Here is a 24221-nt window from a genome sequence, read left to right as displayed (position 1 = left end):
ATTAAGCAAAAATAAAGCATAATTTAAAAATTTAAAAAGGGAAATTAAGGAAAAAGGATGCCTAATTTAATCCAAGCAAATAAACTTACTTTAGGTTATGATGAATTAGTTATTAAAGAAGCGAGTTTTGCTTTTAAGGATGATGATTTTGTTTTTATTACGGGTAAAAGCGGGAGTGGTAAGAGTACGCTTTTAAAGTCTTTTTATGGAGATTTAGAACCTATTTCTGGTAAGCTTGAAGTATGTGGATCTTTGATGAATAAAATTGGAAATTTAGAACTTTTAAAATTGCGTCAAAGAATAGGGATTATTTTTCAAGATTATAAACTTGTACAAGAATATAGTGTTGAAAAAAATGTTATGTTGCCTTTAATGATTAAAGGTTATAGCAAAAAAGTATGCCATGATCAAGCTGCTAAGCTTTTAAAGCATGTAAATTTAACTTTTAAAGCAGATAAATTGCCTAATCAACTTAGTGGTGGTGAGCAACAACGCGTCGCTATGGCTAGGGCTTTAGCTCATAATCCAAAGCTTTTGCTTTGCGATGAGCCAACGGGAAATTTGGACGAGTATTCTTCTGATATTATATGGACTCTTTTAAAGTCTGCTAGAGAGCTTTTAGGAACTTGTGTTATAGTGGTAACACATAGAATTCCTAGTAATTTAAGAGTGGATTATCGTCGTTTTAATATAGAAAATGGAAAAATGAATGAAATTTTTTAAAACACATTTATCTTTAATTTTACCTTTACTTTTTATGATGTTTGCTTTTGAATTTATTTTGATTACAAATGCAACTTTAAAGCATTATGAAGAACTTGTTAATAAAGATTATAATATTATAGTTGTCAGCAAAACTGAACTTGATCAGAATGTAGTAAAAACAAAAGTACCATTTTTTGCTGGACTTGAATCTTTGGATCCTAAGGATTTAATCGATCGTTTGAAAAATGATGTTTCTGAAAAGAATTTGAAAGTTTTAAAAGATTCTCTGCCAAAATTTTATACTTTAAAATTAAATTCTTTGCCCGATCAAAATGAACTAAATTCGATTAAAAATCAACTTTTAAATATTGTAGGTGTTAGTAAGGTTGAAACTTTTTCCAAAACCCATGATAAGATATACTCTTTGCTTATTTTGATGAAATTTGTTTTTTGGTTATTTTTGTTTATCATTATTTTACTTGCCTTTGTTTTGTTTTTAAAACAGATGAGAATTTGGCTTTATGAACATACCGATCGTATTGAAATTATGTGTTTATTTGGAGCTCCGTTTTGGTTTAGATCTTTTATGCTTTACAAGGTGGTTGTGGTTGATTGTTTTATTGCTTTTGTTATTTTACTTGCCTTTTTTACCCAAATTTTTGATCTTTCTATTATCCAAGAAAGTTTAAAGGCTGTAGATATTATTTTTCCACCTATTAATTTTATTTTACATTTGACTTTAATTTTTTTAGCTACTTTGTTTATTTGCTTGTTGTGTGTAAATACGGTTATGTTTAAGGTTAAAAGATGAGAAAAAATATTCTTATCTTTTTTTGTTTTTTTTTATTTGTTGATATAAGTTTAGCAAACGCTATAAATGAAAAAACAAAAAGTTTAGAAGAAAATAAACGCATACAAGAACAGCTAAATAAAAAACTTGAAGATTTGGCTAGTGATATTTTAAATGGTGAAAAAAGTTTGAAAGATTTAAGTTTGCAAATTGAAAGCTTAAATTCACAAACTTCTAAGCTTGAAGCAAGTGCTAAGGCTCAAAATCAAGAGTTAAACACCCTTACAAGCCAAAATGAAGATTTGCTTAAAAGTAAATCAAATATGGAAGGTAAGCTTATATCTTTAATGGCTAAAGATTTTGCTTATGATTTACCTATCCCTCAAGGCTATATTGAAAGTGAAGAAAGTTTTATGGCTTTTGAAATTTTAGGAAGTTTAAACAAAGTTTTAAATGAAGAAATTTTTAAAATTTCTAAAGATTATGAGGGAGTAAGCAGGCTTATTGATGATAAACAAGCTCAGATTAAGAAAATCAATGAAAGTCTTAAGGATTACAACGCTCAATTAGCCAAGCTTCAAAGTTTAAAACAAAAACAAATTAGCGAAATTAATAAACAAAAAACAGATCGAGCTATATATGCAAAAAAACTCGATGATTTGCAAGCTCAGCAAGAAGAGCTTAGAAAAACATTAAATCAATTAAAAATTATTAATGATAAAGAAGATGCAAATTCAAACAAAAATGATACTAAAATAGTAAAAAATAATCAAAAAATAAGACAATTAGGTTCAAGCTATCAAGGAAGTTCAGTCAAGCGTTACACAGGAAAAAAAACCATAGCTCCATTGGATTCTTTTACTGTGAAGCAAAAATTTGGAAATTATGTTGATCCTGTTTACAATCTTAAAATTTTTAACGAGAATGTAGTTTTAAGAAGCAATAAAAGCGATGCAGTTGTTAAAAATGTGCTAGATGGAAAAATAGTTTTTGCCAAAGATACTAGTATGTTAGCTCGAGTTGTTATTGTTGAACATGATAATGGCATACATACAATATACGCACATTTAGATAAGATTGCTCCTAATATTAAAGTTGGTAAGAATATCAAAAAAGGTGCCGTAGTGGGTAGAATAAAAAATGATCTTACTTTTGAAGTAACTCAAAAAAATTTTCATATCAATCCTTTGGAACTCATTAGCTTAAATTAGCTAAATTTAATGGAATTTAAAATATAATTTCAAGTTAAATAAGGAGAAATAATGCAAGAGAGAAAAAGAGTTTTAGTAAAATTTTCAGGAGAGGCTTTAGCAGGTGAAAATGGCTTTGGTATAGAAAATTCTATTTTAAAATTCATAGCTTCAGAGATTAAAGAACTTATAAAAAATCAAATAGAAGTAGGCATAGTTATAGGCGGTGGTAATATTATTCGCGGAGTAAGTGCTGCTAAGGGCGGATTGATTAAAAGGACAAGTGGAGATCATATGGGAATGCTTGCTACGGTTATCAATGCTATTGCTATACAAGAAGCTTTGGAAAGCTCTGGACTTGAAGTTAGGGTTCAAAGCGCCATTCAGATGGAAGCATTTTGTGAAACTTATATTATGAGAAGAGCGCAAAGACACTTAGAAAAGGGTCGTGTTGTGGTTTTTGCCGCAGGTACTGGAAACCCTTATTTTACTACAGATACAACAGCTATTTTAAGAGCTGTGGAAATTGATGCAGATATGGTAATAAAAGCTACAAAAGTTAATGGAGTTTATGATAAAGATCCAAAACAATTTGATGATGCAGTATTTTTAAATACTTTAAGTTATGATGAGGCTATGCAAGATAATATTAAAGTGATGGATGATACAGCTATAGCTTTAGCTAAAGATAACAAACTTCCTATTGTGGTTTGTAATATGTTTGAAGAGGGTAATTTACTTAAAATCATACAAGGTGATACTAGCCTTTGTTCAATCGTTAAAAATAATTAAGGAGAAAATTATGGATAAAAGAATAGAAGAAGTAGCGGCAAAAGCTTTGGAAAAAATGGGTAATGATAGATATCGCCTTTCTTTAGTGGTAGCAAAAAGAGCGGAACAATTGGCGAATGGAGCAACCCCTTTGGTAGACTTTGATAAAAATAAAAATAAACTTGCAGATATAGCTTTATATGAAATTGCAGAAAATAAAATCACTTTAGAGGGTTTAGTTGAAACCAATCGATGAAGAATTATTGCTTGAACAATTAATCGATAATGTAAAAAATTGTAAAGATTTAGAAGCTGCTAAGGCTTTGCTTTTCGAAATTTGTGGCCATGATGCCATTCTTGAAAAAGCGGTAGATTACTGTATATTTTGCCATGAAGGGCAGTTTAGAAAAAGTGGAGAGCCTTATGCGGTACATCCTATTTTAGTAGCAACACTGGTTGGATTTTTAAGTGAAAATAAAAGCAATATTTTAGCTGCTTTATTGCATGATGTGATTGAAGATACAAACTGCACTGAAGAAGAACTTAGAGAGCAGTTTGGTTCTGAGGTTTTAAAACTTGTTTTAGGACTTACTAAAATTATAGAAATTAGAGAAGATAATCTCATTTCATCAAAATCTAAAAAAAGTTTAACTAAATCAGCCTTGACTTTCAGAAATATGCTTTTAGCAAGTATTGAAGATGTTGGGGTTTTGATTGTGAAGTTATGCGATAGGCTGCATAATATGCTTACTCTTGATATTCTAAGAGAAGATAAGCAAAAAAGAATCAGCGAAGAAACTTTAGTTGTATATGCCCCAATAGCCCATAGACTTGGTATTTCAAGCATAAAAAATTATTTAGAAGATCTTAGTTTTAAATATCTTATGCCAGATGAGTATAAGCTTATTGACAATTATATCAACTCCAATAATCAAGAAATGCAATTAGGTTTAAATGAATTTATTTCCAAAATCGAACTTTTATTTTTGAGCAATGGCTTTAGACAAGGTAGTTTTGAAATTCAAAAACGCATTAAACATAGCTATTCTATTTATCTTAAAATGCAGAGAAAAGGCATTGGTATTGAAGAAGTTCTTGATTTGCTTGGGGTAAGAATTTTGGTTGAAAAAGTAAGTGATTGTTACTTGGCTTTGGGAATTTTACATACACATTTTAATCCCTTGGTTTCGCGTTTTAAGGATTATATAGCCTTGCCTAAACAAAATGGTTATCAAACTATACACACCACACTTTTTGATGCTAAAAGTATTATAGAAGCACAAATTCGAACTTTTGATATGCATAAAATTGCGGAATTTGGTATAGCAGCGCATTGGAAATATAAAGAAGATGGCAGTGTGGTTGCGCCTCGTCTTGATTGGCTTACGGATATTTCAATGCAAAGTATAAACAATCTTGAAAATGCAGAAGATTATAATGCTATTGAACTTTATGAATATGCTAAAGATAGTCTTTATGTTGAAGATGTCGCAGTTTATTCTCCTAAGGGAGAAATTTTCACTTTGCCTCGTGGTGCAACGGTTCTTGATTTTGCTTATGAAGTGCATACCAAAGTAGGGCTTCATGCAAAAAGTGCTTATGTAAATCGTATTAAAGTACCTTTGTTAACCGAGCTTAAAAATGGCGATATTGTGCGAGTGGTTACTAGCAATGATAAATTTTATCGCTGTTCTTGGATAGATAGTGTTAAAACAGGAAAAGCAAAAGCGAGTATAAGGGAATTTTGTAAGCAAAAAATCAGAGAGATTAATCTAGCAAGTTCTATTAATATGTTAAGTTTTATTTTTGGAGTTGATAAAAACAGAATTGAAACTTGGATAGAAAAAGAAAATTTAGCCAGACGCATTAGACAAGTAGCAACAGATAGTGCTTATTTAAAAGATATAGTTAATGGTCTTAAAAAATACGCCAAGAAGTCATATTGGTTTGATAAATATGAGATTAAAGAACAAAAAATAGGAAATTTTACTCTATATTGCAACCATAAAATCGCTAATGTGGATTTTGATTTTTGTTGCCATCCAAAAAGAGGTGATGCTGTTTTAGCTTTTGTTAAAGGTGGTAACGCTATCGTCCATCATAAGCTTTGCGATAGAGCTGATAAAATGATAGATAATAATCAAGATATGGTATTTATAAAATGGGATTCTAACATCCCTAAATCTTATAAATTGATTTTTTCTTTGGAAAATAAAAAAGGTGTTTTAGCGGAATTTTTGGCATTTTTAGCTAAAATGCAGATAAATCTATTAACAATCAATTTATCAAGTGATTTAAATTCGGCGGTAGATTATTTTGAGATTACAATGGAAATTCCTGATAATATCAACCCAGATAGTGTCAAGGATAGGTTAAAATCTCGTTGTAAAATTTTAGATTTTACATCTTTAAATGATGCTTATAAAGAAGGTTAAAAAGGTTTATTATGGATATAAAAAAAATATTAGCAGAAGTTAAGCGTGGTTGTGCAGAGCTTATTGATGAAGAAAGAATAGAAAATTTAATTAAAAATTATTATGAAAAAGGTGAAAATTTCTTTATAAAAGCAGGATTTGATCCTACAGCACCTGATTTGCATTTAGGCCATAGCGTGGTTTTAACAAAAATGGCTTTTTTGCAAAAACATGGAGCTATTGTGCAATTTTTGATTGGAGATTTTACAGGACAAATTGGCGATCCAAGTGGAAAAAGTGCAACGCGTAAAAAGCTGGATAAAGAGCAAGTTTTAATCAATGCTAAAACTTATGAAACACAGGTTTTTAAGGTTTTAGATAAAGAAAAAACACAGATTAAGTTTAATTCTGCTTGGCTTAATGAACTTGGAGCTGCGGGTATAGTAGAACTTACTTCAACTTTTAGTGTAGCTAGAATGCTTGAGCGTGACGATTTTACCAAGAGATTTAAAGAGCAAAGCCCTATTTCGATTTGCGAGTTTTTATATCCTTTACTTCAAGGATATGATAGCGTGGCTTTAAAAAGCGATATTGAAATGGGTGGAACGGATCAAAAATTTAATCTTTTAATGGGAAGACAGCTTCAAAGAGTTTATAACATAGGAAAAGAACAAGCTGTGATTATGATGCCTTTACTCGAAGGTTTAGATGGTGTAAACAAAATGAGTAAGAGTTTAAATAATTACATTGGTGTTACAGAAAAAGCTAATGATATGTATGCTAAAATTTTAAGTATTAGTGATGAATTGATGTTTAGATACTATGAACTTTTAAGTCAAAAAAGTCTAGAAGAAATTGCGCAGATAAAAAAAGATATAGAACAAGGTAATTTACATCCTAAAAAAGCTAAAGAAAATTTAGCTTTAGAGATTACAGAGCGTTTTCACTCCAAAGAAGAGGCTAATAATGCTAAGTCTGAATTTGATAGAATTCATTCTCAAAATGCTTTACCAAGTGATATGGCTGAGTTTGAAATACAAGGGAAAATTTGGCTTGCTAAGGCTTTGGTTGAATGTGGTTTGGAAAGTTCTACTTCTGCAGCAAGAAGAAGCATCAGTGCTAATGCAGTAAGTGTAAATTCTCAAAAAGTTAGCGACGAGCAAATGCATTTAGAACAAGGAGAATACATCTTACAAATAGGTAAAAGAAAATTTGCAAAATTAAAGGTAAAAGAATGAATTTACAACCCTTACAAATAGGAAAACATACTATAAAATATCCCATTTTTCAAGGGGGAATGGGACTAGGCATAAGCTGGGATAGACTGGCATCTGCGGTTTCTTTAAATGGTGGACTTGGGATTATTTCTTCTGTGGGAACAGGATATTATGAAGAAAGAAAGTATGCAAGTAAAGAATTAAATGCTAAGCCTTATGGAAGTGAAAATTTTTACTCACGCAAGGGTTTGCAAGCTTTGATTAATAATGCAAGAAAAGTTTGTGGTGATGCACCTTTGGGGTGTAATATCTTATGTGCAAGTAATGATTATGCAAGAATAGCACGCGATGCTTGTGAAGTTGGTTTTAATGTGATTGTTTCAGGCGCTGGACTTCCCACAAATTTACCTGAATTTGCTGCAGATTTTCCTGATGTGGCTTTAGTGCCTATCATTTCATCTGCAAAGGCTTTAAAAATTATTTGCAAAAGATGGCAAAGCCGTTACAATCGCTTGCCTGATGCAGTGGTTTTAGAAGGGCCAAAAAGTGGAGGTCATCAAGGTTTTACTTATGAACAGTGCTTAGATCCAAATTATCAGTTAGAAAAATTAATCGCTCCTGTGGTAGAAGAGGCTAAAAATTGGGGATCTTTTCCTGTGATTGCTGCGGGTGGAATTTGGGATAAAAAAGATATAGAAAACGCTATTTCTTTAGGGGCTAGTGGTGTTCAAATGGGAACGCGTTTCATAGGAACTTTTGAATGTGATGCGAGTGAAGAGTTTAAAAGCGTTTTGCTAGCTTCTAAAGAAGAAGATATAGAGCTTATTAAATCTCCTGTGGGCTATCCTGCACGTGGGGTTAGAACCAATCTTTTAAATTTGGTAGATAAAAGAATGGGTCCAAAGATCAATTGTATAAGCAATTGTGTAGCACCTTGTGGACGCGGAAAAGAGGCGACTAAAGTAGGGTATTGTATAGCAGATAGGCTTTTTGATGCGTGGTCAGGTAAAAAAGAAACAGGACTTTTCTTTACAGGTGCAAATGGATATCGTTTAGATAAGCTTATCAGTGTTAAAGAACTTATGGAAAAATTGGTTAATGGTGAATAATGGCTAAAATTTTTGTATTTTTAGTATTTGTTTTCACAACTCTTTTTGGAGCTTATGAAAATGAACTTGCAAATTTCGATAAAAATTTTATCGGTTCTAAAAGTGAAGTACAAGTAAAATTTCACCATCAGCTCAAAAGCCTTTATATACAAAGTGTTATTAATGAAGATGAAAAAGCTAAAATTGAAATTTTAAAAAGATTGATCATCAGTTCAAATACTTTAAATTTAGATGACAAGTCATATGCTAATGAGTTAAAAGAAAGTGGTATAAGTGAAGCAAGTATCAATGCTTTAAGAAAGGCTGTTATTAAAGATATTAAGGTTCAAAATATTTCTCAAGACACTGAAAAATCAACTTTTGAACCTATAAAAACAGTTCAAAAAAATGAAAAAAAATCATCTAACGAACAAATAAAAAATACAGAAAAAACAAATTCTAAAACTTCGCAAGCACCAAAGAGTAGTATCGTTTCTAAAGCAAAAAGCGATGATAAAATTTATGTTTTAAAGTCAAGTAAAACAAACCAAGGTGTAGAGTTTGAACTAAATGCAGATTTGGATAAGGATCAATTAAAAAGTTTTGCTTTAGACGAAAAAGGAAACTATCGTTTTATTAGTGATTTTGATGGGGTTTTAGAAGGGGGTAAAAAAGAGTTTAAATTTGATGACTATCGTTTAGTAATTTCACAATTTAATCCCAAAACCATACGCATAGTGGTTTATGCTAAAGAAAAAATTCCTATTGATATATCTTTTAAAGAAGAAAAATTAATTTTTTCAAAAGAAACTGCTAGCCAAAAAAAGACTGAGCAAGTTAGTAAAATTTCAGAGAAAAAGCAAGATCAAAAAACAGAAATTAAAACCAAAGTTTTAGAAACAAAAAAACAAGATAAAAAAACCAATAACGAAAAAGAAAATCAAGAGCCTTTATATGTTTTAGATGTGGATAAAATTTCTAATGCTGTGGTGTTAAATTTAAGCGATGATTTAGATGAAAAAGAAATAGCAGTATTTGATACCAAAGATCAAAAATTCCGATATGTTGTAAGTTTTAAGGGTGTGTTAGAAGGCAATAGAAAAAGCTTTACTTTTGGACAAAATGTGATTACAGTTACTCAATACAATCCAAAAACTGTTCGTGTGGTTTTGAGTGCTCCTAAAGAATTTAAACTCTTAAAGGAGTTGGATAATAAAAATCTCACTTTAGGTTTTTATACACAAACTACAAATCAAAATGTGAGTAAAAAAGCAAATCAAAGTTCTAGTAAAACTTTAAATACAAATTACAAATCAGGAAAGCTTGTGGTTATCGATGCGGGGCATGGTGGAAAAGATAGCGGTGCCTTAAGTGATAAAAAAGGAAGTTTAAAAGAAAAAGATATAGTTTTAAGCACGGCTTTAAAACTTGGAAATGAACTTAAAAAACGCGGTTATAAAGTGCTTTATACCAGAAGTTCGGATAAATTTATCAATCTTCGTGATAGAACCAAATATGCCAATGATAAAAGAGCGGATTTGTTTATTTCTATACATGCTAATGCAGCACCAAATGCCACAAAAGCTAAAAGTAGCGAAGGCGTGGAAACTTTCTTTTTAAGTCCTGCAAGAAGTGAAAGAAGTAAAAAGGCAGCAGAAAAAGAAAATCAAGGGGATTTTGAAGAGATTAATTATTTCTCAAAACAAAGTATTTTAAATTTCTTAAATCGTGAAAAAATCGTTGCTTCAAATAAACTAGCCATTGATGTGCAAAAAAATATACTCACTCAAACACGCAAAAAGTATAAAATCGTAGATGGCGGTGTAAGAGAAGCACCTTTTTGGGTTTTAGTAGGTGCGCAAATGCCTGCAATTTTAATTGAAATTGGCTATATCACACATCCAAATGAAGGCAAAAGAATCGCCAATAAAGCTTTTCAAGATTTATTAGTTAAGGGTATTGCTGATGGAGTTGAGAGTTATTTTTATAACAACCGATGAAAAAAGCTAAGCTAATCTTTAAGGATAATACTCCTTTTTCTTTGGATTTTGATGATTTTTATTTTAATTCCAAAGATGGCTTAAATGAAAGTAAATTTGTTTATACTCATTCTTTTGAATGGAAAAATCAAGAAAATTTTATTATCGCAGAGAGTGGTTTTGGTATAGGTTTAAATTTTTTTCTTACTTTGAAACGCTTTTTACAAACTACCCCTTCTAAGCGTCCTAAAAAACTTTTTTATATTAGCGTAGAAGCTTTTTATATCGAAAAAGAACAATTAAGAGAAATTTATCAAAAACTAGGATTTTATGAAGAGTTTAAAGAGCTTTTAGAACAATTTTTAAAATTTTATCCTAAGGCTAAAGAAGGAATTTATCGTTTTTATTTTGAAGATTGTTTTTTAGATCTTGTTTTTGAAGATATAGCTGTTTTAAAAGAATTGGATTTTAAAGCTGATGTTTGGTATTTAGATGGATTTTCTCCAAATAAAAACTCGCAAATGTTTGATGAAAATTTAATCTTTGAAGTGGCAAGACTTTCTAAAAAAAATACACAAATTTGCACCTTTTCTTCGGCAGGTTTTTTACAAAAAAATTTAAAAAAATATGGTTTTAGAGTAGAAAAAACCAAAGGTTTTAGAAAAAGAGAAATGATTAAAGCTTATTTGGAAAATGAGCTTGAGTTTAAAGACAAAGAAGCGTATTTTTCAAGAACATTTTCATCTTTAAAAAATAAAAAAGTAGCTATTATTGGTGCGGGTATATCAAGTGCTGTTTTAGCTTATGAGCTTAGTTTAAGGGGTTTTGAAATAGATGTTTTTGAAAAACATTTAGAATTAGGCAAGGGTGCAAGCGGAAATGAAAGTGGAATTTTAAGCTCTTTAATCTTAAAGCCTAAGGTAAATTTAGGGGAGTTTTCAGAGCTTTCTTTTATAGAAGCAAGCCGTTTTTATAGACAAATTTTAGATTTAAAATTTAAAGGTGTGATGGAGTTTGCACATAATGATTTGATGCAAGAAAGATTTAACGCACAAAGAGAAAATATTTTGTTTAAAATTTCAAAAAATCAAGCTTTTTTAGAAGGGGGTGGAGTGATTTTTCCAAAAAATTTGGTTAAAAATCTTTTTGAAAAAAGCAAAGCTTGTATATATTTTAATCATGAATTTCAAGCTTATAAATTTGAAAATGAGTGTTTTAGTTTAAATTTTAAAAATAATATTGTTAAAAGTGATTATGCGGTTTTGATTTATGCTATGGGTGCAGATACAAAAGACTTTGTTTTTTATGATGAGATGAAATTAAGTAAAGTAAGAGGTCAAGTTACACATCTAAAACCTTTTTTAGATACCCCATTTCCTTTATCTTCTAAGGCTTATATTTGCCCTATAAAAGATGATTTGCAAGTGATTGGAGCAAGTTATGATAGGCTTAATGCAAGTTTAGAATCAAAAGAAGAAGATGATAAACAAAATATAGAAAATATAGCCGAATTTATAGATAAAAATACAAAATTAGAAATCATAGGTTCTAAAGTAGGTTTTAGATCTTATTCGAGTGATCGCTTTATGATAGTTGGAAATGCTTATGATGAAGCGTTTTATAAAGAAGAATATAAAGCTTTATTATGGACAAAAAATAAGGAGCAAAAACCAGCTAAAATGTCTTGTAATTTGTATTTTAATTTTGCTCATGGGTCAAGGGGTTTTAGTACAAGTGTTTTAGCGGCAAGGTATTTGTGTGCATTGATAAATAATGAACCCTTGTGTTTAGAAAAAAAATACATCCACGCTATTCACCCTGCAAGATTTTTGATTCGCAAACTTAAAAAAGGCTTATGATTAAGCTTTAATTAAGAGTGATGCTAATATTTGCTTATGATAGTAAGTTTTTAACTTTATTTTAACTTCCTTTATTTTATTATTATAGAGAATAAATTTCATGTTACAAAGGAAATATAATGATTGATTATCATCAAATAGAGTCGCGTTTATCGACTCTTGAAAAGCTTCCTTCTTTGAAAGACAATGATAGTATTACAAAAGCATTAGAAAAGTCAGGTTTTTCTAGAAGGGATTTTATGAAATGGGCAGGTGCTATGACGGCATTTTTGGCTTTGCCAGCGAGTTTTACTCCTATGGTGGCAAAAGCTGCTGAGCTTGCTGATAGGCTTCCTGTTGTGTGGCTTCATATGGCTGAGTGTACAGGCTGTAGTGAGAGTTTGTTAAGAAGTGATACTCCAACGATTGATAGTTTGATTTTTGATTATATTTCTTTAGAATATCACGAAACAGTGATGGCTGCAGCAGGTTGGCAAGCTGAAGAAAATTTAGAAAGTGCCATTCAAAAGCATAAAAATAAATACATTTTAATGGTTGAAGGTGGTATCCCTATGGGTGATACGGAGCATTTTTTAACCATAGGCGCACATGGAAAAACAGGCTATGAGCTTTCAAAAATGGCAAGTGAAAATGCTTTGGCGATTTTTGCTATAGGAACCTGTTCTAGCTTTGGAGGAATTCAAGCCGCAAGACCAAATCCTAGCAACGCGCAGCCTTTAAGCAAAGTAACAAGTAAAACTGTGATCAATGTTCCAGGCTGTCCTCCAAGCGAAAAAAATATAGTGGGTAATGTACTTCATTATTTATTATTTGGTGAGTTGCCAGCACTTGATGTGTATAATAGACCAAAATGGGCTTATGGTTTAAGAATTCATGATCTTTGTGAAAGACGCGGACATTTTGATGCGGGTGAATTTGTACATGCTTTTGGAGATGAAGGAGCAAAACAAGGTTTTTGTCTTTATAAAGTAGGTTGTAAAGGACCTTATACTTTTAATAACTGCTCAAGAGAGAGATTTAACCAGCACACTTCTTGGCCTATTCAAGCAGGGCATGGTTGTATAGGTTGTTCTGAGCCTAATTTTTGGGATACTATGGGACCTTTTGAAGAGCCTATGGCTAGTCGTAAATTTGATACTGTTTTTGGTTTGGGTGCGGATAGTGTTTCAGATAAAATCGGTATAGGTGTGCTTACACTCACAGGCGTTGCTATAGCAGCACACGCAGTTATATCTTCCATGCAAAAAGATAAGGAATAAAAATGAGTCAAAAAATAATCGTAGATCCTATTACAAGAATTGAAGGGCATTTAAGAGTTGAAGTTGTTGTTGATGATAACAATGTGGTAAAAGAAGCTTATGCGGGCTCTACTTTGTGGCGTGGTATTGAAACCATAGTAAAAGGGCGTGATCCAAGAGATGCGGGTTTTATGACGCAAAGAATTTGTGGAGTTTGTACTTTTTCACATTATAAAGCAGGTATAGTTGCTGTTGAAAATGCTTTAGGTATTACTCCGCCTTTAAATGCGCTTTTAACAAGAACTTTAATGAATGCAGCTTTATTTTTACACGATCATATTGTGCATTTTTATCAACTTCATGGGCTTGATTGGGCTGATGTGGTAAGTGCTTTAAGTGCTGATGTTAAAAAAGCAAGCGATGAAGCTTTTAAATACACTTCAAATCCTTATGCAACAGGTGCGGATAAACTTCTTGAAGTGCAACAAAGACTTAAAACTTTTGTAGATAAAGGAAATTTAGGACCTTTTGCTAATGCGTACTATGGTCATCCAACTTATCGTTTAACTCCTGAGCAAAATTTAATCGTTCTTTCTCACTATCTAGAATGTTTAAGAATTCAAAGAATCATTGCTCAATGTATGGCGATTTTTGGAGCTAAAAACCCACATCCACAAAGCTTAACCGTTGGTGGTGTAACTTGCGTTATGGATTTACTTGATCCTGCAAGAATGGGTGAATATATGGTTAAATTCCAAGAAGTGCAAGACTTTGTTAATCGTGCGTATTATCCTGATCTTGTGATGGCAGGAAAAGCTTATGCACATGAAGCAAGTGTTTTAAATGATATAGGGGTAAATAATCTTTATACCTTTAAAGAATTCCAAATCGGAAGAGATGAATGGCTTTTTGAAAGTGGTATTATCAAAAATGGAGATCTAAGCAAGGTTTATGAAGTAGAAGAAGCTAAGATTACTGAAGAGGCAACTCATTCTTGGTATGCAGACAATGAACCTTTACATCCTTATGATGGCAAAACAAATCCAAATTATACAGGACTTGTAGATGGAGAAAGCGTAGATCATCATGGAAATAATGTCCATTCTAAAGTGTTTGATACTAAGGGTAAATATAGCTGGATTAAAGCTCCACGCTATGAAGGAAATCCTATGCAAGTAGGACCTTTAGCAAATATCGTTGTAAATTATGCTAAAGGTAATCAAAATGTTGTTCCTGTGGTAGATGAGTTCTTAAAAGAAACAGGACTTCCTTTAAATGCTGTATTTAGCACACTTGGAAGAACAGCTGCTCGTTGTATTGAAGCAAAAATCGTTGCAAATAATACTTTAAAAGCGTTTAATAATTTAGTTGAAAATTTAAAAGTAGACCAGAGTACTTGTGCTCCTTATGTGATCGATAATTCTAAAGAATACAAAGGACGCTATATGGGGCATGTGCCACGCGGAACATTAAGTCATTGGTGTAGAATTAAAAATGGCGTCATTGAAAACTGGCAAGCTGTGGTGCCTTCTACTTGGAATGCAAGTCCAAAAGACGCAAATGGCGTAGGTGGAAGTTATGAGCAATGTTTGATAGGACTTAAAATCGCTGATGTAAAACAACCGCTTGAAATCATTAGGAAAATTCACTCTTATGATCCTTGTATTGCTTGTGCGGTGCATGTAATGGATGCTAAGGGTAATAATCTAAGCGAATATAAAGTGAATGTCAATTTATAAAGGAGGCTTTCATGCAAAACAAAGAAGAAAAATTGCAAAGAAAAGCTGAATATGAATTTAGCATAGGTTTGCGTTTAACGCACTGGGTAAGAGCTATTGCTATAGTGATTCTTATTGGCACAGGGTATTATCTTTCTTATGTGTTTCAAAGTCCTATTAGTAACGGTGAACCCGTAAATTTTATGCAAGCAAAATATCGTTTAGTACATCAAGCGGTGGGTTTTATTTTAATTGCTTGTATTATTTTTAAGGTATATTTGTTTTTCTGCGATAAGGTAAGTGCAAAAGAACGCAGAAGTGTATGGGATATTTTTAATATCAAATTATGGATAGAACAAGTAAAATTTTACATTTTCTTAGGAAAACACCCGCATTTAAAAGGGGTTTATAATCCTTTGCAATTTGTAACTTATTTTTTCTTTTATCTTGTGATGTTAGGTATCATTCTTACAGGGCTTATTCTTTATACTCATACTTATCATGAGGGCTTAGGTGGGCTTTTATATCATATTTTAAGACCGCTTGAAGCTGCAATGGGCGGCTTGGCTGATGTAAGAACTTATCATAGAATTTTGATGTGGGTGATTATGATTTTTATACCAGTACATATTTACATGGCGATTTTTAACGCAGTAAAAGGTAAAGATGGTGCTATGGATGCTATTATTAGCGGATATAAATATGTAAAAGAAGAAAAGCATTGAAATTCTTAGTCCTTGGAATAGGCAATATCATGTTTGCAGATGAAGGCTTAGGCGTTCATCTTTGCAAGCAACTTGAAAAAAACTACAAATTCACTCATCCTGAATTTACTTTAGATTTTGTTGATGGTGGAACCTTGGCTTTGCAACTTAGCTACATCATCGCTCGATACGATAGACTTATTGTTTTAGACTGCATAGAAGCACAAGATGCGAGTATAGGAGATGTGTTTTTCTTTCCTTATGATGCCATGCCTAATAAAATTAGCTGGAGTGGAAGTGCCCATGAAATAGAAATGCTTCAAACCTTACAGTACATGGAACTTGCAGGAGATTTGCCTAAAACGCACATCTTAGCTTGTGTGCCAAAGCGTATTGAAGCAATGAGTTTTAAGATCTCAGATGAGCTTATACAAGGGGCTAAAATCATGGAAAAAACTTTTCTTGATTTTTTAAGCAAGGAAGGTTTTACTTATGAAAAGATTGCGGATTTTTCTTTGCAAGAATTAGCTGATATTTCTTATAAAAATTACTAAATTTTTGTTCTAAAATTCATAGCTTTATTTAAAGAGATTAAATCCACATTTTCTAAATTTACACCACTTGGAATTCCTTGAGCGATTTTACTAAAAGTTAGGTTTAAGCCTTTAAATTTATCTTCTATAAAAAAGATAGTTGCATCAGAATTAATGCTATGTGTCAACGCAAAAATGAGTTCAGAGGTATTTAGTTTAAGTATGATTTGCTTTAGTTTTTCAAGTTTTTCTTCACTTAAGTCATCTAAAACAAAATATAACCCATTGTAGCTTTGACTCTCTTCGAGTGTTAGTATATCTTTTGGACTTTCAACTATACATAAGATGTTTTTATTTCTTTCTTCATCACTACAAATTTCACAAAGCTCATTTTCGCTTAAAGCACCGCATTGCTCACAAGGTTTTATAAAGCGGATAGCATTTTCTATATTGTGTGCAAGTTTCATACCATCGATTTGATTATTTATGCAAAGGTGATAAGCAAGCCTTATGGCGGTTTTTTTTCCTATGGTAGGTAAATTCGCGAAACTTTCAACAAGTTCGTTGAATTTTTCTAGGCCTTTTGCCATTATTTTTCTTTATCTCCAAAGAAAATTTTAAAGCAATGTTTTCCATCATCATAAAAATAAATCAAATCAAAATTATGCAGTTTGCATACTTCTGAAACTATATAAAGTCCTAGCCCCATACCTTTGACCTGATTGTGTTTTTCTCTTGTGAAAGCTTCAAGATAATGTTCTATAGGCTCTGCTAAAGGCTTGCCTGGATTTTTAATGGTAAAACATTCTTTGCAACAAAAAAGCTCACAAGTGCCATTGTTTGAGTATTTTAAGGCATTATCGATAAGATTTTTTAAAATTACAGAGAAAATTTCCATATCAACATTGATTAAAGCATCATATCTTATATCGACTTTTACAACTTTATTAAAATCATCTCTCATAAGGTGTTCTTTAGCTTCCTCAAGTATAGTGCTAAAACGACTAGGTTTAAAGTGTAAGTTGTAGTTTTTTGAAAATAAATTTTCGATTTTGGCAAATTCATTGATCAAAGAATCCATGCGTAAAAATATAGCGATAAGTCTTTCTTTTTGTCTGTCTTCTTTGATCATTTCAGAAATGATTCTCCCTTTTCCTATAGGGGTTTTTAACTCATGCATAATTGTTCTTAGGAACAGTTGTCTTGATTGGATTAATTCTTGATTTTTTTTGAAAGCTTTTTGAAATTCAAAGGCGATTTTACCTACTTCATCTTCTTGATAGTCTAAAAAATCAGGTTGCTCCCCATTTGCAACTTTAGCAACTTGCCTTCTTAATTTTTTTAAAGGTTCTAAAGATTTTAATACCGAAAAATACATAAAAACAACCATCAAAGAAAAAGAAAAAAATCCTATTAATAAAAGATTATAAACTCTATCACTAGTATTTTCTTCATACAAGCCATCAAAATCTTTACATTGAACATCAAAATAAAGATTGCTATGATATTTTAAAGAAGAAAGGGTGCAAAATTCTCCATTTGCTTTAAAAAGTGATTGTCCATTATTTCTTATGCTTTTTACAAGATAGGGATTTTGTATAGTATTAAAACCGCTATTTTCAAGATAGGAACCTATTTTAGTGCCTGAAGTGTTTTCATAGGAGATGAGTAAATTTTTTATAAGATTTTCTTGTTTTAAACTTTCTTCTTCGTTGTAAGCACTTCCTTCTATTTTCAAAAGAACGATAAAAAGCACACAAACTAAGAAAAAAGTAACAACAAATAAAATAATTAGCTTGGTATAAATAGAATAATTTTTTGTCATCCTATTAGTTTATATCCTATACCTCTAACAGAAAAAATATGTTTTGGAGATTTTGAACTATCTCCTATTTTTACTCTTAAGCGACCGATGATAACATCGAGACTTTTAGAATCTTTATCTTTTAGATTTTTACAGCGACTTACAAGCTGTTCTCTTGAAACGCTATATCCGTGCTGCTGGATAAGATATTCTAAAATTTCAAACTCAGCAGGAGTAAGTGTTAAAACCTTATCTTCATAGGTGATCTCATGCCTTCTTTCATCGATTTTGAAAGCGGAGTTAATATTTTCATTATTTGCGTGTTCAACTCTTTTTGTGCGACGAATAAGACTCATAATCCTTGCATACATTTCTTTTGGATCGTAAGGCTTTGGTAGGTAATCATCGGCACCAATTTGAAGACCTACAACCTTATCGCTTAAGTCGCCTCTAGCTGATGAGATGATAATGGGAATATTGCTTTTTTGTCTGATTTCTCTACAAACTTCAAGACCATCAATTCCTGGTAAAGTTAAATCCAATATTAGACAATCATAGCCTTGAACGCCTACATTTAAGGCGCTTTTAGGATTTTCAAAATTTGTGATTTTAATATTAAACTGTGCTAAATACTCAGATAATAATTGCGCAAAATCAGGATCATCTTCTATCATCAACACATTAATCATTTTAGTATCCTTTAAATTTTATCTAAGATTTATAATATTTGCATAATTTTATTTAAAATTTGATAAATTATTGATTTTATTTTTGCTAAAATTAGATTTTTGAATTTTTAAGATTAAAATTCTAGCAAAATTTTAAATTTTTTAAAGGAATAATGTGGAAATAAGTTATTATGAAATTCTTGAAATCACGCAAAATGCTGATAAAGAAACCATAAAAAAAGCCTATAGAAAAATGGCTTTAAAATATCATCCCGATAGAAACCAAGGCGATAAAGAAGCAGAAGAGAAATTTAAGCTTGTTAATGAAGCCTATGAGGTTTTAAGTAATGATGAAAAGCGAGCTATTTATGATAGATATGGAAAAGATGCTTTAAAAGGCGGTGGATTTGGTTCTAGTAGTTCAGGTTTTGGTGGTTTTGAGGATTTAGGAGATATATTTTCTAGTTTTTTTGGAGAAGGCTTTGGTTCATCATCACGTCGTAGAAAAAGTTCAAATGATGAGAAAATCCCTTCAGATTTTATCGTTAATTTAAAATTAAGTTTTAAAGAAGCGGTTTTTGGTTGTAAGAAAAATATAGACTTTACTTATAAATGCTCTTGTAAAACTTGCAATGGAACAGGGGCTAAAGATGGAAAACTTCAAACTTGTCCAAAGTGTCAAGGTAGGGGACAGGTTGGAATTTCTCAAGGTTTTATTACTTTTGCACAAACTTGCCCTGATTGTCAAGGAAGTGGAGAAAAAGCTAGTGAAAAATGTAGCGATTGCAAAGGTTTGGGTTATAATGAAAGCAAAGATAGTGTAGAACTTAATATCCCAGAAGGTGTAGATACAGGTATGAAACTTCGTGTCAATGCTAAAGGAAATATCCCAAAAAATGGTACTAGAGGGGATATGTATGTTAAGATCATTGCTGCTGAAGATGATACTTTTATCAGAGATGATGATGATATATATATAGAATTTCCAGTGTTTTTTACTCAAGCTATCTTAGGAGAGAGTATAAAAGTGCCTACTATACGCGGTGAAGCGACTTTAAATTTACCAAAGGGTGCTAAAGACGGACAAAGATTTATTCTTGAAAAAGAAGGGGTAAAAGATGTTCATAGCTCTCGCATAGGAAATCAAATTGTTCAAATTTCTATCAAATTCCCAACTTCTTTAAATGATGAACAAAAAGAACTTTTAGAAAAACTAAGTGAAAGTTTTGGTATCAAAGATGGTATGCATCAAGAGCAAAAAGGACTTTTTGAAAAAATCGCTAATTGGTTTAAGTCTTAATTTTCCTAAAGCTTTTTAGCTTGGGAAAATCTTTTTTATATAAATTTAAGTTTTAAAAATCAGGCATAAAAAAAGGCGGAGCAAAACCCCGCCTTAAAGTTAACTTAAAAACTTCTTAGAATTTGTAAAGAGCTTGAAGTCTTACAGTGCTATGATCAGCACTTTCTTTAGTGTTTACACCTTCATCTAGGTTCACATAAGAATAGAATGCTGAGAAGTTAAGTTTTGGAGAGTATTTGTAATCTACTCTTGCAACAGCTTCAAGTTTTTTACCGCCACCTAAATGATCAACAGTTTCTGTTTTTGTTCCACCGTATACGAAGTCAGCACCAACGCGAACTGTTTCGTTGAAAGTATATCCAGCAGTTACATAACCGAAAATATTTCTACCAGTGTCACCATTTAGTCTTGAACCAGTAGTATAGAAAATTTCCTCACCTGCAAGTAAAGAACCAATATTGCCTTGATCTTCGATTACAACTGTAGAAGCTTTTTCTTTATCACCATAGTATAAACCACCAAGACTAGCATCCCAACCATTTAATTCAACACTACCTCTTAAAGCAAATAAGTTACCATTAGTATGTGTAGTTTTATCAAGTTCGCTATCAATGCTATTTCCTAAATAAGCACCTTCAAGTGTCCAGTTGATTCCATCAAAGATGGTAGTGCTATAAGCTGCATCTACAGCATAAAAGAATGCTACTTGATCCCAATAAGCTAACCATAATTGTGGGTTGAATTGTCCACCTAAGAATTCATAAGAACCTACAGCAGCACCACCATAAAGATTTCCAATTGAGTCGTATTTAAAAGGAGCTGAATTATTAGTAGATGAAATATTGCTGTGTCCTAATAAATCTGCACCTTGTTCTTCAGCCATGAAGCTATCTACAGCAAAAGCAGCTAGAGTTAAACCATCGATGCTGTTATTTACTACTTTAACACCTGTTCCAACTAAACCATCGATACCATTGTCTGTCCAGATAGTGTTTAGTTGTTGTTTACCAGCGATTACGCTTGTAGCAACATCTTCATTTGTATAAGTTAAGTATAATTGACGAACAAAAAGTCCTTTTTGGGCATTTGTTGCGTTATCAACACCAGTGCCACCATCAGCAGCATTATAGTCAAATTGAACAAAAGCTTTGAAGTTATCAGCTATAGCAGCACTGAAGTTAACTTGTGCTCTATATTTGTGATCTTGTTTGCTGTTGTTTAAATTTGAGTTGTTAATGAAATTTTTATCAAAATTACCTGTATCGTATCTGTATCTTAATACACCCGATACATCAACATCTTTAATCGCTTCTTCAAGTGGAGTAGCGTTAGCTGCTGAAAAAGCACCTGCAGCAAGAGCTGCAACTAAACTAAGTTTAACTAGTTTCATGAGAATTCTCCTTGTCAAAATTAATAAAACATCATAATTGTAGCACATAAATTTGGAGTTTTTTCTTAAGAAGCACTTAAAATAGTAAAAATTTTAAATCCGAAGGATAAAAACATCTAAAGAAAAGCCTAGCTAAAGGGATTTAAGCTAGGCGTGTAATTTTAAGGAGTTTTTCTTATGAATGTTTTTCGGTTCATTTAGAAGTATAAGCCTGAAAAGTAAACGAGAAGTAATATATAGTTGTTTTAAATTATTTTGATAAAAAAACAAGTAAATTTTTACAAGCTAGGGATAAAATTTTATAAGTTTCATCAAAATTCCCGCTATACCAAGGATCAGGGACTTCATCGTAGTTTAGACTAGGACTAAAATCAGTGATTTTTAAAATTTTGTTTTGGGTGTTGGTGAAGTTTTTTAAAATATTTTTGAAGTTAGAATTGTCCATGGTGATTAAAAAATCGCTTTCATCGCAAAGTTTTTGAGTGAGTTTTTTGCTTGTGAAGTTTTTGTGTTCTATATTAAGTTGAGCAAGTTTGTTTTTGGTGCCATAGTGCATATCTTCTCCATCGTGTTCTCCTGAAGTTCCAGCACTGCTTATAAAAAATTCTTTTTCTAAATTTGCTTTTTTGACAAGATCTTTCATGATAAATTCTGCCATAGGCGAACGGCATATGTTGCCTAAGCATATAAAGAGTATTTTTTTCATTTTTATCCTTGAGTTTTAATTAAAAATTATAAAAAATATCATACAATAAATCCATGGAAAATTTCAATAGAACTTTGCTCGTGTGTTGGTTTGGTGTTTTTACCACAAGTATGGGGCTTAGTCAAATCGCTCCGATTTTGCCTTTTTATATCAAAGAACTAGGACATGTTGATACGAGTGAAATAGCGTTTTATTCAGGACTTGCTTTTGGGGTCACTCCGCTTTTTATGGCTGTTTTTTCACCTTTGTGGGCTTTTTTGGGCGCAAAGTATGGTTATAAAAATATGCTTCTTCGTGCAAGTTTTGGAATGTCGGTTTTAACCTTATGGCTTAGCTTTGCTCATAGTGCCTTAGAAGTGGTTTTTGTGCGGGGTTTAACAGGGATAATTTCAGGTTTTACTTCTGCCGCTGTTGTGTTTATCGCCGTGATAGCGCCTAAAGAAAAAGTGGCTTATGCTTTAGGAACTCTTTCTACGGCTTCTATAAGTGGAAGTTTACTTGGACCTTTGTTTGGTGGCTTTGTGGCTGAATTTTTTAGCATTAGTGCGGTTTTTGATGTGGTGGCTTTTTTGATCGCTTGCTCTTTTGTGACGATTTATTTTTTCATCCATGAGAGAAAAATTCAAAAAGAGGCGAAGAAAAATACTCAAAAAGTGAAAGAAAACAAAACCCTTATCATCGTTCTTTTTATCACTACTTTTGTGATACAATTTGGTACTTTTGGAGTGATGCCGATTTTAAGTATCTATGTTGAGCAAATTCATCAAGGTGGAAATTTGGCTCTTTGGGCGGGTATAGTGGTGGCTGCAAGTGGGATTAGTAATCTTTTTTTCGCACCAAAACTTGGAAAAATCGCTGATAAGATAGGGCCTAGTAAAATTATTTTTGGAGCTTTGATATTTTGTGGAATTTGCTTTTACTTACAGGCTGTAGCAAGTAATGTTTATATGCTTATTTTCGTGCGTTTACTTATAGGTGTAGGACTTGGAGGGCTTTTGCCTTGTGTGAATGCCTTGCTTAAAAAAAGTGTGAGTGCTAAAAATTTAAGTGTGATTTTTGGTTTTAATCAAACTTGTCAATTTTTGGGAAATTTTTGCGGTGCTTTTGGCGGAGGGCTTATAGCTTCTCATTTTAGCGTGGAATTTGTTTTTACTTTTGTGTGTTTGATTTTTATCATTAATGCTTTTATTTTCTTGGCGTTTGAGAAAAAATATATCTTTTCAAATCAAGGTTTATAAATTTAGAAAGGTTTAAAATGGAAATGATTTTATTTGTTTTAGTGATGATTTTACTTGTGCTTTTGTTTGTAGTGCTTTTTAGGCAGTATAAAAGCCCTAAAATAGAAGAAAAAAGCACGCAAAGTTTTAGCGATATCATGCAGCTTAAATCCATAGGAGAATTAAGTGTTTTTCAGGTTTTTAGCAAGGAGATTGTCACTAAAAAAGATAGTGCTTTTAATGGAATTTGGAAAAATCTTTTAGGGTGGTCTTTGAGTGAAAGGCAGATTGCTTTGATTTTTGAATTTGAGATCACTTTCTTGTATGATTTAAGGGATAAAAACTTTGATATTTTGCCTTTAGGGGACGATGCTTATAAGATCATCATGCCAGAGTGTAGATACAAACACAGCATCATAGATATGAAATTTTATGATGAAAAAAATGCTAAATTTTTACCTTTTTTACTGCCTGATTCTATCAATAGTACGGGGATTAGTTTTAGTGAAAGTGATAAAAACAAACTCATAAAAGAAGCCAAAGATGAGGTTAAAGACTTGTCTTTAAATCTTATCCAAAATTTAGAAAGCAAAATTCATAAAAGTGCTAAAGATACTTTAGAAGCTATTGCTAAAGGTTTTGGGGCTAAGAGAGTGGAATTTGAATTTAAGGATAACACACAAAAGCTAGATGTAAACTAGCTTTTTTCTTTTCTTGCTTGGGTAATGCTTTTTCCACCTAGTCCGTAATTATCCGTATCGATTTCATCGATAATTACCACAGTCGAGCTTTTATTTTTGTTTAAAACCTTAGCAAGCAAATCCGTTACTCCTGCGATAAGCTCTTGTTTTTGTTCTGTTGTAGGTTCTCCGTTTTCTTTGGTGATGCGTATATTTACAAAAGGCATTTTTAGCTCCTTAAAATTTTATA

Annotated in this window: 23 protein-coding genes; 17 read left to right on the top strand and 6 right to left on the bottom strand. The window is 31.8% G+C overall.

Annotated features, from left to right (window positions below; translation table 11 throughout):
- Positions 1–57: 57 nt before the first annotated feature.
- The 14 genes from ELQ05_RS01485 (at position 58) to ELQ05_RS01420 (ending at position 16227) form a co-directional block, all read left to right on the top strand.
- The gene (locus ELQ05_RS01485; RefSeq protein WP_002856386.1) at positions 58–723 is read left to right on the top strand and encodes a cell division ATP-binding protein FtsE; all 666 of its coding nucleotides are present in this window, start codon (positions 58–60) and stop codon (positions 721–723) included.
- Entirely contained in the window at positions 710–1516 is an 807-nt protein-coding gene (locus ELQ05_RS01480) for an FtsX-like permease family protein (RefSeq protein WP_002853622.1), read from the top strand. The genes ELQ05_RS01485 and ELQ05_RS01480 overlap by 14 nt, the downstream gene beginning before the upstream one ends.
- On the top strand, positions 1513–2706 hold the full coding sequence (locus ELQ05_RS01475; protein ID WP_002853860.1) for a murein hydrolase activator EnvC: 1194 nt from the start codon (positions 1513–1515) through the stop codon (positions 2704–2706). Before ELQ05_RS01480 ends, ELQ05_RS01475 begins: the two co-directional genes overlap by 4 nt.
- 51 nt (positions 2707–2757) lie before the next feature.
- Positions 2758–3477, top strand: a complete 720-nt coding sequence (pyrH, locus tag ELQ05_RS01470; RefSeq protein WP_002854049.1) for a UMP kinase — start codon at positions 2758–2760, stop codon at positions 3475–3477.
- Positions 3478–3487: 10 nt separating this feature from the next.
- Positions 3488–3712 carry a DNA-directed RNA polymerase subunit omega gene (locus tag ELQ05_RS01465; RefSeq protein WP_002853464.1) on the top strand — a complete coding sequence of 75 codons (225 nt, stop codon included), beginning with the start codon at positions 3488–3490 and terminating at the stop codon, positions 3710–3712.
- A complete protein-coding gene (locus tag ELQ05_RS01460) occupies positions 3696–5891 on the top strand; it encodes a bifunctional (p)ppGpp synthetase/guanosine-3',5'-bis(diphosphate) 3'-pyrophosphohydrolase (protein WP_002866265.1) in 2196 nt (731 codons plus the stop codon). Before ELQ05_RS01465 ends, ELQ05_RS01460 begins: the two co-directional genes overlap by 17 nt.
- Before the next feature lie 11 nt (positions 5892–5902).
- A complete protein-coding gene (gene tyrS, locus ELQ05_RS01455; RefSeq protein ID WP_002881322.1) occupies positions 5903–7108 on the top strand; it encodes a tyrosine--tRNA ligase in 1206 nt (401 codons plus the stop codon).
- Positions 7105–8196 carry a nitronate monooxygenase gene (locus ELQ05_RS01450; protein WP_070295729.1) on the top strand — a complete coding sequence of 364 codons (1092 nt, stop codon included), beginning with the start codon at positions 7105–7107 and terminating at the stop codon, positions 8194–8196. Before tyrS ends, ELQ05_RS01450 begins: the two co-directional genes overlap by 4 nt.
- Entirely contained in the window at positions 8196–10175 is a 1980-nt protein-coding gene (locus ELQ05_RS01445) for an N-acetylmuramoyl-L-alanine amidase (protein ID WP_087684559.1), read from the top strand. Before ELQ05_RS01450 ends, ELQ05_RS01445 begins: the two co-directional genes overlap by 1 nt.
- The gene (gene mnmC / locus ELQ05_RS01440) at positions 10172–12013 is read left to right on the top strand and encodes a bifunctional tRNA (5-methylaminomethyl-2-thiouridine)(34)-methyltransferase MnmD/FAD-dependent 5-carboxymethylaminomethyl-2-thiouridine(34) oxidoreductase MnmC (protein WP_134224570.1); all 1842 of its coding nucleotides are present in this window, start codon (positions 10172–10174) and stop codon (positions 12011–12013) included. Before ELQ05_RS01445 ends, mnmC begins: the two co-directional genes overlap by 4 nt.
- A 119-nt stretch (positions 12014–12132) precedes the next feature.
- Positions 12133–13272, top strand: a complete 1140-nt coding sequence (locus ELQ05_RS01435; protein ID WP_002860472.1) for a hydrogenase small subunit — start codon at positions 12133–12135, stop codon at positions 13270–13272.
- A gap of 2 nt (positions 13273–13274) precedes the next feature.
- Complete coding sequence (locus ELQ05_RS01430) at positions 13275–14990, top strand: nickel-dependent hydrogenase large subunit (RefSeq protein ID WP_096703103.1); 1716 nt, start codon at positions 13275–13277, stop codon at positions 14988–14990.
- Between the two features lie 11 nt (positions 14991–15001).
- Positions 15002–15694, top strand: a complete 693-nt coding sequence (gene cybH, locus ELQ05_RS01425) for a Ni/Fe-hydrogenase, b-type cytochrome subunit (protein WP_087684564.1) — start codon at positions 15002–15004, stop codon at positions 15692–15694.
- Positions 15691–16227, top strand: coding sequence for a HyaD/HybD family hydrogenase maturation endopeptidase (locus tag ELQ05_RS01420; protein ID WP_002933633.1), 537 nt, complete (start codon positions 15691–15693; stop codon positions 16225–16227). Before cybH ends, ELQ05_RS01420 begins: the two co-directional genes overlap by 4 nt.
- Here ELQ05_RS01420 and recR read toward each other — a convergent pair.
- Genes recR through ELQ05_RS01405 form a run of 3 tightly spaced genes read right to left on the bottom strand, consistent with a single transcriptional unit; the run spans position 16224 to position 18699 of the window.
- Entirely contained in the window at positions 16224–16796 is a 573-nt protein-coding gene (recR, locus tag ELQ05_RS01415) for a recombination mediator RecR (RefSeq protein WP_002901297.1), read from the bottom strand. The two genes, ELQ05_RS01420 and recR, sit on opposite strands and share 4 nt — an antisense overlap.
- Entirely contained in the window at positions 16796–18031 is a 1236-nt protein-coding gene (locus ELQ05_RS01410; protein ID WP_002933646.1) for an ArsS family sensor histidine kinase, read from the bottom strand. The genes recR and ELQ05_RS01410 overlap by 1 nt, the downstream gene beginning before the upstream one ends.
- Complete coding sequence (locus ELQ05_RS01405) at positions 18028–18699, bottom strand: response regulator transcription factor (RefSeq protein WP_002861955.1); 672 nt, start codon at positions 18697–18699, stop codon at positions 18028–18030. The genes ELQ05_RS01410 and ELQ05_RS01405 overlap by 4 nt, the downstream gene beginning before the upstream one ends.
- Before the next feature lie 154 nt (positions 18700–18853).
- On the opposite strand from ELQ05_RS01405, the gene dnaJ reads away from it, so the two are divergent.
- Positions 18854–19978 (top strand): molecular chaperone DnaJ, encoded by a 1125-nt coding sequence (gene dnaJ / locus ELQ05_RS01400; protein WP_070293786.1) that lies wholly within the window; start codon positions 18854–18856, stop codon positions 19976–19978.
- A 115-nt stretch (positions 19979–20093) separates the two neighbouring features.
- Here dnaJ and ELQ05_RS01395 read toward each other — a convergent pair whose 3' ends face one another.
- Positions 20094–21368 (bottom strand): major outer membrane protein, encoded by a 1275-nt coding sequence (locus ELQ05_RS01395; protein ID WP_134239865.1) that lies wholly within the window; start codon positions 21366–21368, stop codon positions 20094–20096.
- 250 nt (positions 21369–21618) lie between these two features.
- Complete coding sequence (locus ELQ05_RS01390; RefSeq protein ID WP_087684571.1) at positions 21619–22074, bottom strand: low molecular weight protein-tyrosine-phosphatase; 456 nt, start codon at positions 22072–22074, stop codon at positions 21619–21621.
- Positions 22075–22127: 53 nt separating this feature from the next.
- Here ELQ05_RS01390 and ELQ05_RS01385 point away from each other — a divergent pair, with 53 nt between their 5' ends.
- Positions 22128–23312 carry an MFS transporter gene (locus tag ELQ05_RS01385; RefSeq protein WP_134239864.1) on the top strand — a complete coding sequence of 395 codons (1185 nt, stop codon included), beginning with the start codon at positions 22128–22130 and terminating at the stop codon, positions 23310–23312.
- A gap of 17 nt (positions 23313–23329) precedes the next feature.
- Positions 23330–23992, top strand: a complete 663-nt coding sequence (locus tag ELQ05_RS01380) for a DUF4230 domain-containing protein (protein ID WP_002853958.1) — start codon at positions 23330–23332, stop codon at positions 23990–23992.
- On the opposite strand, the gene ELQ05_RS01375 is transcribed toward ELQ05_RS01380, so the two are convergent.
- Entirely contained in the window at positions 23989–24198 is a 210-nt protein-coding gene (locus tag ELQ05_RS01375; protein ID WP_002853198.1) for a 2-hydroxymuconate tautomerase family protein, read from the bottom strand. The genes ELQ05_RS01380 and ELQ05_RS01375 overlap by 4 nt on opposite strands.
- Between the last annotated feature and the right edge of the window lie 23 nt (positions 24199–24221).

Origin of the sequence: Campylobacter sp. US53, from assembly GCF_004378995.1 — a bacterium.
In the GTDB taxonomy this organism is placed as follows: Bacteria; Campylobacterota; Campylobacteria; order Campylobacterales; family Campylobacteraceae; genus Campylobacter_D; species Campylobacter_D jejuni.
This window is presented reverse-complemented; position numbering and strand designations above follow the sequence as displayed.